This window comes from Flavobacterium bernardetii (assembly GCF_011305415.1).
GTDB lineage: Bacteria > Bacteroidota > Bacteroidia > Flavobacteriales > Flavobacteriaceae > Flavobacterium > Flavobacterium bernardetii.
The window spans coordinates 667,686-682,670 of sequence record NZ_JAANOQ010000001.1 but is presented as its reverse complement, the minus strand read 5'-3'; the positions used below and the strand labels follow the sequence as shown (position 1 = coordinate 682,670).

The 14,985-nt window shown below is 30.2% G+C and carries 16 protein-coding genes; 12 read left to right on the top strand and 4 right to left on the bottom strand.

Annotation, left to right across the window (positions count from 1 at the left end; all coding sequences use genetic code 11):
• The first annotated feature begins 332 nt into the window (after positions 1-332).
• From G6N05_RS03225 to G6N05_RS03210, 4 genes are all read left to right on the top strand, one after another.
• On the top strand, positions 333-578 hold the full coding sequence (locus G6N05_RS03225; protein WP_166125112.1) for a DNA polymerase III: 246 nt from the start codon (positions 333-335) through the stop codon (positions 576-578).
• Positions 579-582: 4 nt separating this feature from the next.
• Positions 583-2,211 (top strand): acyl-CoA carboxylase subunit beta, encoded by a 1,629-nt coding sequence (locus G6N05_RS03220; RefSeq protein WP_166125111.1) that lies wholly within the window; start codon positions 583-585, stop codon positions 2,209-2,211.
• A gap of 80 nt (positions 2,212-2,291) precedes the next feature.
• Positions 2,292-3,917 carry a M1 family metallopeptidase gene (locus G6N05_RS03215; RefSeq protein ID WP_166125110.1) on the top strand — a complete coding sequence of 542 codons (1,626 nt, stop codon included), beginning with the start codon at positions 2,292-2,294 and terminating at the stop codon, positions 3,915-3,917.
• A 62-nt stretch (positions 3,918-3,979) separates the two neighbouring features.
• Positions 3,980-4,405 carry a DoxX family protein gene (locus G6N05_RS03210; RefSeq protein ID WP_166125109.1) on the top strand — a complete coding sequence of 142 codons (426 nt, stop codon included), beginning with the start codon at positions 3,980-3,982 and terminating at the stop codon, positions 4,403-4,405.
• Positions 4,406-4,583: 178 nt separating this feature from the next.
• On the opposite strand, the gene G6N05_RS03205 is transcribed toward G6N05_RS03210, so the two are convergent.
• Together G6N05_RS03205 and G6N05_RS03200 are read right to left on the bottom strand one after the other, a co-directional pair.
• A complete protein-coding gene (locus G6N05_RS03205) occupies positions 4,584-5,615 on the bottom strand; it encodes an AMP-binding protein (RefSeq protein WP_166125108.1) in 1,032 nt (343 codons plus the stop codon).
• Entirely contained in the window at positions 5,615-6,514 is a 900-nt protein-coding gene (locus G6N05_RS03200; protein ID WP_166125107.1) for a CPBP family intramembrane glutamic endopeptidase, read from the bottom strand. Before G6N05_RS03200 ends, G6N05_RS03205 begins: the two co-directional genes overlap by 1 nt.
• 59 nt (positions 6,515-6,573) lie before the next feature.
• On the opposite strand from G6N05_RS03200, the gene arsC reads away from it, so the two are divergent.
• Positions 6,574-6,915 (top strand): arsenate reductase (glutaredoxin), encoded by a 342-nt coding sequence (gene arsC, locus G6N05_RS03195; RefSeq protein ID WP_166125106.1) that lies wholly within the window; start codon positions 6,574-6,576, stop codon positions 6,913-6,915.
• On the opposite strand, the gene G6N05_RS03190 is transcribed toward arsC, so the two are convergent.
• Positions 6,916-7,623 carry a YoaK family protein gene (locus G6N05_RS03190; RefSeq protein ID WP_166125105.1) on the bottom strand — a complete coding sequence of 236 codons (708 nt, stop codon included), beginning with the start codon at positions 7,621-7,623 and terminating at the stop codon, positions 6,916-6,918.
• A gap of 206 nt (positions 7,624-7,829) precedes the next feature.
• Here G6N05_RS03190 and G6N05_RS03185 point away from each other — a divergent pair, with 206 nt between their 5' ends.
• Entirely contained in the window at positions 7,830-10,292 is a 2,463-nt protein-coding gene (locus G6N05_RS03185; protein WP_166125104.1) for a TonB-dependent receptor domain-containing protein, read from the top strand.
• Positions 10,293-10,399: 107 nt separating this feature from the next.
• Here the strand turns inward: G6N05_RS03185 and G6N05_RS03180 are convergent, their stop codons facing one another.
• On the bottom strand, positions 10,400-10,615 hold the full coding sequence (locus G6N05_RS03180; protein WP_166124465.1) for a hypothetical protein: 216 nt from the start codon (positions 10,613-10,615) through the stop codon (positions 10,400-10,402).
• A 147-nt stretch (positions 10,616-10,762) separates the two neighbouring features.
• On the opposite strand from G6N05_RS03180, the gene G6N05_RS03175 reads away from it, so the two are divergent.
• From G6N05_RS03175 to G6N05_RS03150, 6 genes are all read left to right on the top strand, one after another.
• Positions 10,763-11,533 carry a hypothetical protein gene (locus G6N05_RS03175; protein WP_166125103.1) on the top strand — a complete coding sequence of 257 codons (771 nt, stop codon included), beginning with the start codon at positions 10,763-10,765 and terminating at the stop codon, positions 11,531-11,533.
• A 72-nt stretch (positions 11,534-11,605) separates the two neighbouring features.
• Positions 11,606-12,469, top strand: a complete 864-nt coding sequence (gene ypfJ, locus G6N05_RS03170) for a KPN_02809 family neutral zinc metallopeptidase (protein ID WP_166125102.1) — start codon at positions 11,606-11,608, stop codon at positions 12,467-12,469.
• A 91-nt stretch (positions 12,470-12,560) separates the two neighbouring features.
• Entirely contained in the window at positions 12,561-13,151 is a 591-nt protein-coding gene (locus tag G6N05_RS03165; protein ID WP_166125101.1) for a hypothetical protein, read from the top strand.
• Between the two features lie 92 nt (positions 13,152-13,243).
• A complete protein-coding gene (locus G6N05_RS03160) occupies positions 13,244-13,690 on the top strand; it encodes a contact-dependent growth inhibition system immunity protein (protein ID WP_166125100.1) in 447 nt (148 codons plus the stop codon).
• Between the two features lie 27 nt (positions 13,691-13,717).
• On the top strand, positions 13,718-14,167 hold the full coding sequence (locus G6N05_RS03155) for a GNAT family N-acetyltransferase (protein WP_166125099.1): 450 nt from the start codon (positions 13,718-13,720) through the stop codon (positions 14,165-14,167).
• 22 nt (positions 14,168-14,189) lie between these two features.
• Positions 14,190-14,957: a hypothetical protein gene (locus tag G6N05_RS03150; protein ID WP_166125098.1), complete on the top strand. Its 768-nt coding sequence runs from the start codon at positions 14,190-14,192 to the stop codon at positions 14,955-14,957.
• The last annotated feature ends 28 nt before the right edge of the window (positions 14,958-14,985 follow it).

Genomic DNA, 14,985 nt, shown 5'->3' with positions numbered 1-14,985 from the left:
CACAACCAGAAGCGAAAGTTGTTCCTGTAGAAACCATTCAAAAAGTTGAAGAAAAAATTGAAGAGAAAATCGAACAAATTCAGCAAAAGCTTCCTCCTACTATTTCTATTGATCCAAGTAAAAGAGTTTCTTCTTTATCTATAAAAGGATTAAAACAAAAAGCGGATGTTTCGAATCAAAACAAAACAGAAACGGTAGCAATTGGCGAACATCTAGCCGATCCATTCACTCAAGAAGACGCCATAAAACATTGGAACGATTATATCGAAATCTTAGAAGCTAAAGGAAAAAAGCTATTTTGTAGCTACATGAGATTGAGCAAACCGGTTTTAATGGGAACAAATATTTTATTAGAATTCCCAAACCAAGGCTCAAAAGAAGATTTTGAAAACACCAATTCAGATTTAATTGGTTACTTAAAAACAAATTTACGCAATTACGATATCAAGATAAAAATTACGGTTATAGAAACCTATAAACCAAAAGTAATTTATACCAACGAAGAAAAATACAAACATTTTTTAGAGTTAAACCCAACAATAGAATTATTTAGACAAACCTTTGAATTAGATTTATAACAACATGGACATTAATTTCAACAAAAACGAAGATCATAACAAATTATTAGTTTCAGACATGCTGCAAAAATTTGCGAAAGTAAAATTAGGTGGCGGACAAAAACGTATCGATAAATTACACGCTGAAGGAAAAATGACAGCTCGTGAACGTATTGATTATTTATTAGATGAAAATGCCAAAAGCATTGAAATTGGTGGTTTCGTTGGAGATGGAATGTACGAAGAACATGGCGGTTGTCCTTCTGGTGGTGTAGTCATAAAAATAGGATACATCAAAGGAAAACAATGTATTGTTGTCGCTAATGATGCCACAGTAAAAGCTGGAGCTTGGTTTCCTATTACAGGAAAAAAGAACTTAAGAGCGCAAGAAATTGCCATGGAAAACCGTTTACCTATTATTTATTTGGTAGATTCTGCTGGTGTGTACTTACCAATGCAAGATGAAATTTTCCCAGATAAAGAACACTTCGGAAGAATTTTCCGTAACAATGCCATTATGAGCAGTATGGGAATTACTCAAATTGCTGCAGTAATGGGAAGTTGTGTAGCTGGTGGAGCGTATTTACCAATTATGAGTGACGAAGCTTTAATCGTAGATAAAACTGGAAGTATTTTCTTAGCAGGAAGCTATTTAGTAAAAGCCGCAATTGGTGAAACTATTGATAATGAAACACTTGGTGGCGCAACAACACATTGCGAAATTTCAGGAGTGACCGATTTTAAAGCAAAAGATGATGCTGCCGCTTTAGACAGAATTAAAAGTATTGTTTCTAAAATTGGAGATTACGATAAAGCAGGATTCAACAGAGAAACACCAGCAAAACCAGCATTAGAGCCAAAAGATATATACGGAATTTTACCAAAATTACGTACGGATCAATATGATATGAATGAAATTATCAAACGTTTGGTGGATAATTCAGAATTTGATGAATACAAAGCGGGTTACGGACAAACTATTATTACGGGTTATGCCAGAATTGATGGTTGGGCTGTAGGAATTGTTGCCAATCAACGTTTGGTTTCAAAAACTAAAAAAGGAGAAATTCAATTTGGAGGAGTTATTTATTCTGAAAGCGCCGATAAAGCCACTCGTTTTATTGCGAATTGTAACCAAAAGAAAATTCCATTAGTCTTTTTACAAGACGTTACTGGGTTTATGGTAGGAAGTAAATCGGAACATGGTGGCATCATTAAAGACGGTGCCAAAATGGTAAATGCAGTTTCGAATTCTGTAGTTCCTAAATTTACAGTGGTTGTCGGAAATTCATACGGAGCTGGAAATTACGCCATGTGTGGAAAAGCATACGACCCAAGATTAATTTTTGCATGGCCAAGTGCTGAATTAGCTGTTATGGGTGGAACTCAAGCTGCAAAAGTATTAGCACAAATTGAAGCGGCTTCTTTAAAAAATAAAGGAGAAGTAGTTGATGAAGCTAAAGAAAAAGAATTATTCGATAAGATAAAAGCAAAATATGATGCGCAAGTTTCACCGTATTATGCCGCTTCTCGTTTATGGACTGATGCCATCATTGATCCATTAGATACCAGAACATGGATTTCTATGGGAATTGAAGCAGCGAACCACTCGCCTATTGAGAAAAAATTTAATTTAGGTGTGATTCAGGTGTAATCTTGAATTTTTAAAAAAAATAAACGTAACAAAACACAAAAATCTACTACTAATTAGTAGATTTTTTTATTCCAACTACTATGAAAAAAACACTATTATTTTCCCTTGCTTTTTTAGGTTTCAATCAAATTGAAGCGCAAAATTTTTCTCGTAAAGATTCTTTACAAGGTGGTTTACGTGAAGAACGCACGTGTTATGATGTATTGCGATATAACTTAGATATCAAAATTAATCCTACTGAAAAATCAATTGTTGGATACAACGAAATCATTTTTAAAGTGGATGATAACACGTCTAAAATTCAAGTAGATTTGTTTGAAAACATGAAAATTGAATCGATTGTTTGGGAAAATAGTAAGCTAAATTATAAAAGAGAATTCAACGCTGTTTTTATAGATTTTCCTGAAGAATTAAAAAAAGGAACAACTCAAACCATAACATTCAATTATTCTGGAAATCCAGTAATTGCTAAAAATGCACCTTGGGATGGTGGTTTCGTATTTACAAAAGATAAAAAACAAGATCCATGGATTGGTGTAGCTGTACAAGGAACTGGCGCAAGTTTATGGTATCCATGTAAAGATTCTCAAACAGACGAACCTGATAATGGCGCAAGTATGAAAATAGCTGTTCCGAACGGATTAATGAATGTTTCTAACGGAAGATTTTTAGGTTCTACCGATTTAAAAAATGGATATACACGTTGGGATTGGGAAGTGAAAAATCCAATTAATAATTATGATATTACTGTAAATATTGCCGATTATGTGCATATTCACGACAATCACGAAGGTTTAGATTTAGATTATTATGTATTACGTTACAACGAAGAAACAGCACGTAAACACTTTGACAATGATGTAAAACCTATGATGGATTGCTTTCAATCGAAATTTGGAAAATACCCGTTTTACGAAGATGGTTACAAATTGGTAGAAACTCCTTATTTAGGTATGGAGCATCAAAGTGCTGTTGCTTATGGTAATAAGTATAAAAAAGGATATCTAGGAATGGATATATCTGGAACTGGAGCTGGAATGTTTTTCGATTATATTACGATTCACGAAACGGGTCACGAATGGTTTGGAAACAGTATTACAAGTAAAGATATTGCCGATATGTGGATTCACGAAGGTTTTACAACGTATACTGAAACCGTTTTTATCGAATGTGTCAAAGGATATGATGAAGCTATTAAATACGTAAACGGACAATCGAGAAGTGTTCAAAATGACCGTCCAGTTATTGCTCAATTTGGTGTAAACAAAGAAGGCAGTGGCGATATGTATTACAAAGGTGCATTAATGCTAAACACAATTCGTCACATCATTAATGACGATGCAAAATGGTGGAAATTATTATACAATTATTCTGAAACCTATAAAAAACAAATTATTGATACAAAAACAGTAGTTGATTATTTTAATGCAGCAAGTGGTATCGATTTAACTTCTGTTTTTAATCAATATTTAACGACAACAAAAATTCCAAAATTAGTTTTATCTAAATCTGGAGGCAAATTAAATTACAAATGGGAAAATGTAAATAACGACTTCAAAATGCCTGTAGATATTATAATTAATGAAAAAACAATACGATTACATCCAACCAATTCAAAACAAGAAATTAAAATTGATAAGAAATTTGAATTAGAAAACATTGAAGTAAAAACAAATCAGTTTTTTATTTCGGTAGAAAAAAAATAAAAAAATAATTTATAATCAATTAATTTTTAGTAACTTAGATTGTAATTTTAAATCTATTATCTATGGCTACTACTATTAAACATTTGAACAAATGGGCAAACGCACACACATCTTACCCATTAGATTTTGTCAGAATTGCATTAGGCGTGTTTTTATTTATTAAAGGCGCAACCTTTATTACCAATAAGCAATATTTAAGTGAAATTTTAAGTTCATTTAGAGGTTATGGAAGTGAAATGATGATAATTCATTACGTTGCTATGGCTCATATGATTGGTGGATTTATGATTGTACTTGGCTTCTTTACCAGATGGTCCATTTGGTTTCAATTACCAATTGTTTTATGCGCCGTACTAATTAATTTTTTCGGAGAATTTATACTCTCTAACTTTATACAATCAAGTGTTGCCCTTTTATTATGTGTCTTTTTCTCCTTCTATGGAAGTGGAAAACACTCTTTAGATTACAATTTCAAAATGGAACATTAAAAAAATTAACGAAAAGTTTGTGTATTTAATAATTTTTTTATAAATTTACTACTCTTTTCAAAACAACTTAAACTATTAATTAGTTATAAAGTATTTTATTAGTGTCATACTGGAAAAAAATCTGCAAAAAGAAGAATTTAATTACAAAACAGGATTTTTTATTAGTGTGGCACTTTTTTTATGCCAACTTCTCAAGGGTTTTTCTCCTATTGATTTTATTGGTTTCCGTTTCCATAAACTTATCTACAAAGACAATTTCCTTAGGAATCTGAAATTTTGATAATTCTGAAAATATAGCATTCTCAATTTCAAAAGACTTTCCTTCTAAAACCAAAACTAGTTTTTCTCCAAATTTCTCATCAGGTAAACTAGCCACAAAAAAAGGAGTTGAAATATATTTCGCTAACTTTTCCTCTACTTCTTCAGGGAAAATTTTCACACCTCCAGAATTAATCACATTATCAATTCTTCCTTTTAAAATAAATTGCGTTTCGTTTAAAATCTCAACTATATCATTTGTACTAATTTTATTTGGCGACAGCTCTAACGCTTCAATAACTAAACAATTTCTTTCATCAACAGAAATACTCACATGGGGTAAAATAGTAAAAGGCTTCGCTCCTATTTGCTTTATAGCAATATGAGAAATCGTTTCCGTCATTCCATACGATTCAAATGCTTGGCAATTTGTTTTCAAAATACTTTCTGTCATTTGATAACTTACTTTTGTTCCGCCAATTAATAACGTTTCAACCAAATGCAATTGATCTAAAGAATTCGCCACTTGCATCGGAACCATTGCTACAAAATCGTATTTTTTATTTTCTAATGGATTGCTATTCGGTTCAACAGTATCTAAATGTAACCCTAAAGTTATGGCACGAACCAACATCATTTTTCCAGCAATATAATCTGCGGACAAACACAATAAAGCTTTAGTTTTTGGTTGTAAATTGAAAAATGAACCTGTAGCTTTCGCCGAAGCCATCATCGCCGTTTTTTGCAACACAATTTTTTTGGGCTTTCCAGTAGAACCTGAAGTTTGCACAAAAACAAACGATTCGTTATTGAGCCATTCTAAAATAAATTTTCCAATATTTTTTTCAAATAATTGTCCGTTTTCTTTTAAATATAAAGCTTCAGATAAAAGTTCGATGTAAGAAAAACTCTTTCCGTTTAGTTTAAAATCGGGATGAATAAATTGATTCATTATTCTACTTCAATAGGTTTGATAGTTCCGAAAAGTTTTTCTTTCCAATTGCTCCATTTATATTTTATAGCGAAAATGTAAAGTAGTATAGGGAAAATAACCAAAATCGGAATGAATATTTGAATATTTGCGCTTGGTTCCGATACATCTTTTAAAATAGAATGTGTTTGAAATGCCGACCAATCTGAAGTCACTAACAAAGCACCAATTAAATTATTAGCCGCATGAAATCCTAAAGCTAATTCTAAACCTTCATCCATTAAAGTCAAAATCCCTAAAAACAAACCTGTTCCAATGTAATAGAACATAATTACCATTCCTAATTTTTCTACTTCCGGATTAGCAATATGCATAATTCCGAATAAAAAAGAAGTCACAACTAACGGAATCCATTTTGTTTTTGTCGCTAAGCCTAATCCTTGCAACATATGTCCACGAAATAAATATTCTTCAAAACTAGTTTGAAATGGAATTAAAATTATCGCTAAAATCACAAAAACTGCAAACTTTTCAGGTTTAAAATTTAGCACGAAATCTTCCGGAGCATTGTAATAACTCACCACAGTGGTAAAAATTGTAATTAAACTCCAAAGTCCAAAAGAAAAAAACACCCGTTTCCAATCGATTTTTGGTCGAGATGTCGTTAATATTCGTAACGTATTATTTTGAATGAATTTATTGTAGAATAAAACGATTAACAACATAAATACTAAAGGTGAAACCAACATAACAAATGTTCCATTTATACCAATCATTTCAATAGTTTGCTTAATCATTGTATTGGTATCAACACCTTCAGTAGCCATATAATTATAAGCCATTAAGCCTAAAAAGGCAATTGGAATGACTAAGTATGTCCACAAATTAATCTTGAATTTTTGCAATTGTTCTATATACATTTTTTGTTTTTTTAAAGTCCACTAAAATACAATTATTACCTTTGCAAAAAAAATATTTTATGCTAACCATTTACCACAACAATCGCTGTTCGAAATCAAGAGAAGGACTTTGTTTTTTAGAAAACATGAATGAACCATTTGAAGTAATCAATTATTTAGAGAACGTTCCTACTTTCAAAGAATTAGAAACTATCATAAAAAAACTAAATATTAAACCGATTGAATTAGTTAGAATCAAAGAAAAAGATTGGACAGAAAACTTCAAAGGAAAAACCTTATCGGATAAAGAAATTATTGAAGCTATGATTCAATTTCCTAAATTGATAGAAAGACCAATTGTAATTAATGGAGAAAAAGCTGTAGTTGCAAGACCAACGGAATTGATTAATAAAGTTTTATAGTTATTTCGTTTCGTCAAGTTTCACATTAATATAATCTACAATTAAGCCAATTATAAGTATTAGAGAAGCTATCAATAAGGTTTTCATTTTATTGGTTGAAAAAAATAATCCAGCCAAAATTCCACCTATAAAAAATGTGGTTATAATCGTTAGTCTTAACTTAATTGAGGAAAAAAGTTTTAAGCGTTGTTCTTCTGTTTTATAAAAAAATAGCTGAGATATTTCAATTCCTAAATCCGTGAATAATCCCGTTAAATGTGTTGTTCTAACCACTGAATTGGAAATAGTTGTCACCAAAGAGTTTTGCAATCCCATCGCAAATAGCAAACAACAAGCAATTAAATTTGGATGTTGAACTATATAGTTAAAATTCAATAAAGCAATAATTGTTAAAAGAATCGCTTCAATTAAAACAGGAATAATGAATATATTTTTATCAGTAACTTTTTGTGTGATTTCAATGATAAAATTGGAAAAAAAAGCACCAAATAAAAAGAAGAAAATATAAATAAAATAAAAAAGTGCCTGATTAAAATGAAATGAAAAAGCTGCATCAACCATAAACGCAAAATGTCCAGTAACATTAGTAGTTAATTTCTGAACCGCTAAAAAACCAACAACATTAACAATTCCAGCCACAAAAGACAACAAAGAAGCTATTCCAATATTGTGTTTTAAATTTCTGGTTTTACCTTTATGTCTGAACATTTATTTTCTTTTTTATTCTTAATTAATACTTAAAGATAGTGTAAATTATTCCACTACTAATAAATCATTTTTTTCAGGAATTTTAGTTCTAGTTTAAAACCACAACTCACAACTTGTCAAGCAAATTTTATAAAATCATTTAACATAGTTTTAATAATTATTTGCTAAGTCTAACAGTACATTTGTACTGTAAATTGTTTTACGCTATGTTATTAAAAAAATCTATTCTATTTTTAACTTTATTACTTGTAAGCACAACTGCTTTTTCGCAAGTTTCTTTAAAAAAAGTAACTCTATCAGGCAAAATTATCGACAAAGAAACTTCAGTACCAGTCGAATTCACAATTATTACAATTTCAAAATCAGACACCAAAATAGTTGTTAATGGTGGAACTGCTGATGCTAATGGAAATTTTAATATCGAATTAAATAACGGAAATTACGACTTCAAATTTGAATTTCCAGGTTATAAAACTCAAGAAAAATTAAACCAAAACATTTCTGTAGATACCAATTTAGGTAACATTCTGTTCGAAACGGAATCCAGCCAAATTGAAACAGTTATGATTCGTGGAGAAAGAACAACTGTTGATATTAAATTAGACAAAAAAGTTTATAATGTTGGTCAGGATTTAATGGTAAAAGGTGGAACAGTTAGCGATGTTTTAGATAACATTCCAAGTGTTGCTGTTGATGTAGAAGGAAATATTTCTCTTCGTGGAAACGAAAGCGTAAGAGTTTTAATTGACGGAAAACCTTCAACTGCGATAAATGTTACCGACGCTTTAAGAATGCTTCCTGCTGATGCCATTGATAAAGTAGAAGTAATTACCAATCCATCTGCGCGTTATGATGCTGAAGGTGGTGGTGGAATCTTAAACATTATTCTTAAAAAAGGAAAAAACAAAGGTTTAAATGGAACGCTTATAGCAACTGCTGGAGACCCAAGAAACAATGGAATTTCTGCAAACATCAATTCAAAAACAGATACTTACAATTTATTTACCACTATTTCATATAATGATAGAAATAATCCTGGGAAAACAAAAATTAATCAGGAAAATTTAGAACAAAACAGTTATATTGAAGAAAGAAGATTTTCAGATCGTTACAGTAAAGGGGCGAATGTCAACTTCGGAATGGAAGTGTTTTTAAACAAAGACAAATCGGCAACTTGGACAAATAGTATCAACTATAGAAATAATGGTGGAAATAATTTTGAAGATGTTACTTATAAAAATTACACTTTGGATAGAAGTACGTTTTTATTCACCCGTTTTCGTGATAACATTTCTGAAAACGATAATGAAGCAATTGAATACAGTTCAAACTTCTTAAAGAAATTCAAAAAAGATGGTCATAAATTAACAATCGACGCTTCTATTTCTTTAAATAAAGAAGATGAATTTTCTAATATTTATGGTAGTTATTTAGAAACTGGAGCGTTTGTTTCCGATGAAAAAACATCTAAAATTGGAAGACAAAATAGAAACTTATTTCAAGCAGATTATGTTTTGCCACTTGGTAAAGGCATGCAGTTTGAATTAGGTTCTAGAGGAAGTTATACCAATTCAAATAGTGTTTATGAAGTTTTAGAAAGAGTGGCACAAAATGATCCTTATACTAATATTCCTGGCTTCACTAACAACTTCGAATATATTGAAAATATAACTGCAGTTTATACACAATTTGGAACTAAATTTTTCAACAAACTATCTGTTTTAGCAGGTTTACGATTTGAAAACACCAATTTAGAAATCAATCAATTGTTAACTAACGATTTAAACAAAAGAAATTACAACAATTTATTCCCAAGTCTTTTCTTTACTTATGAATTAAATGACGATTCTAGTTTATCTTTAAATTACAGTAAAAGAATCAGCAGACCAAGAGATCGTTTCATCAATCCGTTCTCTTCTTACACAAGTAATACTAACTTATTTATAGGTGACCCGAAATTGAATCCAGCATTTACAGATGCTTTTGATATTGGTTATTTAAGAAAATGGGATGAAATTACATTTAGTACTTCAGCCTACTATAATCATACAACAGATTCTTTCCAAACGGTTAGAAAAGAAAGCGGTCGATTTATTGGTACAATTCCGGTAATCATTAATTCGCCTTTTAACTTAGGTGAAGACAACAGAATTGGTATAGAATTTACGGTAAACTATTCATTAAAAAAATGGTGGAAATTAAACTCAAACGTAAATTATTTTTACAATGAAACCAAAGGAAATTACCAATTTACCAATTCAAACAACGTTTTAGTGAATCAAAATTTTGATTTCAAATCTAGTACTTGGTCGGCAAGAATAACATCTAAAATTAATTTACCATATAAAATTGATTGGCAAACAAATATGAATTACAATGCAGGTCAGAAAATGGCTCAAGGTAAAAACAAAGGAATTGCGGCTATGAATTTAGCTTTTAGTAAAGATGTATTAAAAGACAAAGGAACTATTGCTTTTAATGTGAATGATGTTTTTAATTCAAGAAAGAGAATTCAAGATTTACAATTACCAACTGTAAATTCATATAGCGAAATGCAATGGAGAGTTCGTGCAATTACGGTTTCTTTCACTTACAGATTTAACAAATTAAAAACAGATAAAGATCCAAAACCAAAAATGCAAGAGCAAGATGGTGGTGGAGAATTCTAAAAATATACAATCTTTCAAAACCTCTTTTTTAGAGGGTTTTTGATTAAGACCAAACATAAAAAAATCCCGATTCGTACGAATCGGGATTTTTTATTAAGCTAAGAAAATTACTTTTCTTGTTCAGCTAATCTTTTTGCTTTCTTTTCTTTGTACATTTCTATTAAAGATCCGCCAATCCAATATTGAACAAATCCTACTAAAAAGAACATTAACCAAAAACCTATAGTTAAAATGGTTAAGAAAAGTATAAAGCCTAAATACTGTTGAAATTCAAACATGTTTTCCGGAATTTTATTTGTGAATTCTGTCCAAAGATAAATCATAAATTTATTTTTAACAAATATTATATATTTTTTAAACGAATTTATTTAATCAAATCAAAAAACTAAGATACAAAACAAGATAATTAACATTTCCATTTGCTATTTAATTTTAAAAAACTAAATTTGATTTTAACATATTTTTAAATTATGAACTCAAATTTCGAAACCAAATTCAGACAAAATAATTCGCCAGACATCGGTAAAGTCATTGATCAAAGCTTTACTACTTTTAAAAAATCCATTTGGGTTTCTGGAGTTGGAATAATTTTAATGCTTTTATTAGCCGTTCCAATCACCTTTTTTGCCATTTTTACCTATATGGGAATTTCATCATTAGAAGATTTTGTTCAAAAAAGTGAAACTTTACAATCAGATTTTACCTATTTATTAATGAATGCTGCAATTGGAATTGTTTTAGCTGCACTTATAGCTCCAGTTATGGCAGGTTTTTATAAAATTAATCACCTTGCCAAACAGGATAAAGAATTTGGTGTCAATAATTTATTCGATTATTATAAGAGTCCTTATTTTCAGCCTTTGGCATTAAGTGCTGTTTTAGCAACGCTTTATTCAAATATTATTAGTCTTCTACTAATTTATTTAAACTTACCTCTTGTTGCAAGTATCATGCAAGCGTTTATTTCGCTTCTATTTATTTTCATGGTTCCTCTAATTATTTTCGAAAATCAAAATGCAACTGATGCCATGTCAAACAGTTCTAAAATTGCTGTAAAACATCCATTTACAATAATTGTAACTGTTATTTTTGCATTTATAATTGCGCTTTTAGGCGTTTTTGCATTCTGTATTGGATTATTTTTTACTGTAGGATATTTCTATACGATGAATTACACCTTATACAATGAAATAATTCCAATAGAAAACAAAAATGCTTTTGACGAAATTGGTCAAGAATAAAAATAATTAATTTAACAAAATGTCAGTCTGAGCGTAGTCGAAGACTTTTTATAAACAATAAATACTTAACATATGAAATGGAGAGATTATAGAAAAAGTGACAACGTTGACGACAGACGTGGCATGAGCGGAACAGGAAAAGCTGTTTTAGGTGGTGGTGGAATCATCGGAATTATAGCTTTTTTATTAGTAACATTTGGTGGTGAACAAGGGCAACAAATTGGAAATGTAATCCAACAAATGCAACCTGCTCAACAAGAAACTCAAGTTCAAGGTGCAACAGAATTAACACCAGAACAAAAAGAAATTGGAGATTTTGCCAATGCTGTTTTTGCAATGACTGAAGACACGTGGACAAAAATATTTCAAGAAGAAGGTTTAGGTAACTATCCAAAACCAGAAATGGTATTGTTCACTGGCGGTGTAGAAACTGCTTGCGGTAGCGCAACTTCTGCTTCTGGACCATTTTATTGTCCTGGTGATAATAAAGTGTATATGGATTTAGAGTTTTTTGAAGAATTAAAAACACGTTTTGGTGCAAAAGGTGGCGATTTTGCTATTGCATATGTAATTGCGCATGAAGTAGGTCATCACGTACAAACGGTTTTAGGAACGTCGGCAAAAGTGCGTCAAGCACAACAAAACAAAAGCGAAGAAGATGCCAATAAATTATCTGTTTGTCAAGAATTACAAGCCGATTTTTATGCAGGTTTATGGGCAAAATATAACCAAGACCGAATTGAAGTGGGCGATTTAGAAGAAGCTATTGATGCTGCTCACGCTGTCGGTGATGATGCCATTCAATCTAAAATGCAAGGTCACGTACAACCAGAAAAATTCACACACGGAACGTCAGCACAACGTAAAAAATGGTTTACCAAAGGTTTCCAAACTGGCGATTTCAAACAACACGATACATTCGCAGAAGAATTGTAAAAAGAATATTTAAATTATAAAATAGCGCATATTCATCTTGATTTAGAAGTTTATGCGCTTTTTTGTAACAAGAAAAAAACATTTAAAAAAGATGAACATATTCAACATTTTAGCACAAAAGCTTAAAAAGTTTTATGGAACTATAGCTGATGAAAATGGTGTTTATTTTCATGAGGATTTTTTTAATCAAGTTGAATTTCTTCCAAGAGAAAATCTATTTTATCTAAAAAAAGAGAATGAAAAAATTGAGAGTTTTGCTGAAGAAAATTTTGATTCAAATGGCTTTACAGACATTTATCTTAGAAACGAAAATCCAGTTACCATAGCTAACAAGAAATTTTCTGTTGACAAACTGGACAAATTACTTCTAAGTCTACATCTAAAAAAAAATATTGAAGTTTATGAAGGATATGCTTCAACAAAACAAAAGTGTAAAAATACTTTTGCATATTCTTACAAAAGTGCTGACATAATAATTACTTTTAAGGATAATGTGGTACATGATTTTTGGATTAATGGTTTTCGATTTTGCAAAGACATTGAAACTAAATCTAAATTAAAAAGCGTTTTGTTCATAATTGGTAATGAAATGGATTTAATATTAAATGATTGGGATTTACCTGCAGTCATAGATTTAAAAAACGAAAACGAAATCCAAAAATATTTAAATGAAGAATTATAAACTCCGCTGCTCAAAGTATCTAGAATTTAAGTACTAAAACTTAGAACTAATTCAAAATCTATTTACTTGCTTAACAAGAGGATTCATCAAACATGGAAAATAAATTAAAACTTAATACAATAGAAAATCTTGAAAAAAATATTTGGACGTTATCAAATGTTGATGAAGAATCGTATTTAATTAAAACTTGTAATAAGTTACGTAAAAAACAATTGATCGATTTTACAATTGAAGATTTAAGAATTATGATAAGTCAAAATATGGGTTTAAAATATTTGATTCCAATTGCTATTGAAATATTAAATGAAAACATACTTGCCGAAGGTGATTATTATGAAGGCGATTTATTAAGTGCTGTTTTGAGTAGCGATGTTAAATTTTGGAAAGAAGATATAACAAATTATAAAACTTTTTTTGAGTTATTTCAAAAAAACGATTCAATATTAAAAAATTGTGATTCAACTTGGGAAATTAAAAAAAACTGGTTTGAATTGTTTAAAGAATTCGGAGAAATAAATTCATATAGTTCTAATTTATAGTCCTTGTAAACATAAATACTAATCAAAATGACATTCAGAGAAGCAAAAATTGAAGATATAAAACAAATACAAATTGTTAGAAATTCTGTAAAGGAAAATATGTTATCAAATCCAGATTTGGTTACAGATAAAGATTGTGAAGAATTTATGTTTGAACGCGGAAAAGGCTGGGTTTGCGAAATTGACAATCAAATTGTGGGTTTTGCTATTGCCGACTTAAAAGAAGATAACATTTGGGCCTTGTTTTTAGATCCCGAATTTGAAGGCAAAGGAATCGGAACCCAACTTCATAAAATGATGCTAGATTGGTACTTTTCAACTGGAAAAGAAAACGTTTGGTTAGGCACTTCACCAAATACAAGAGCAGAAAAATTTTACACCAAATCCGGCTGGACAAAAAACGGCATGTACGGACAAAAAGAAGTGAAATTTGAAATGTCAAAAAGTCAATGGGAAGCTATTTCAAATAATCATTAACAATTTTATCTAAAAATATACTATGAAAAATAGAACATCAATCGTCCTATTCGCTTTAATTGTGATGATTTCTTGTAATACTAAATCAGAAAATGAAAATAGTACTAAAAAAGAAATAGCACCTAAAGTAACTGATTCGATTTTAGACAAACAAAAAGATATTGATTCAACTAAAGAAGAAAACGAAGACATAAAAGAATTAGCTAATAAAGTAAATTTAAAGATTGAAAGTGTAGAAAAAATTGACTTTGACGGAGACGGAACCAAAGATTTTATATGTAAAGGTATTGTTAATCAACAAGGTCTACAAAATGAGTATTGGATTGACTCCAACTTTAAAATTGTAAAAAATAAATTAGTTTCTATTTATGGTCGGTTATATCGTCAATATATAAATCTTGACGAAGACAAAGAACCTGAAATATTTGAAGTTGATGTATATGATGACGGTGCGGATTATGTAATCCTTGATCAAAATCTGAAAACAGGAAAGGATAAAATTGTAATGTATTACAATCCAGTCATAATTGAAAATAACAACTATTATTGGGGCTATCCATGGGATGTAACAAGTATTATGTCTAAGGAAGAAAACGGACAAGTTAAATTATATTGTTCCCTAAATCATAATATTGAAAGAGATGGAAATGAAGAAAGCTACCCAAAACACCAAAAGCAAATGCCAGTAATTTTCTTCAATGGAAAACATACACAAGAAGGCAATGAGAAAAAAATATCAAACCTAAAATGGTTAACCTTACAAGAGATTGTTAAACTTATTGAAAGGTAAAAGATACTAGAAATATAACTCGATAATA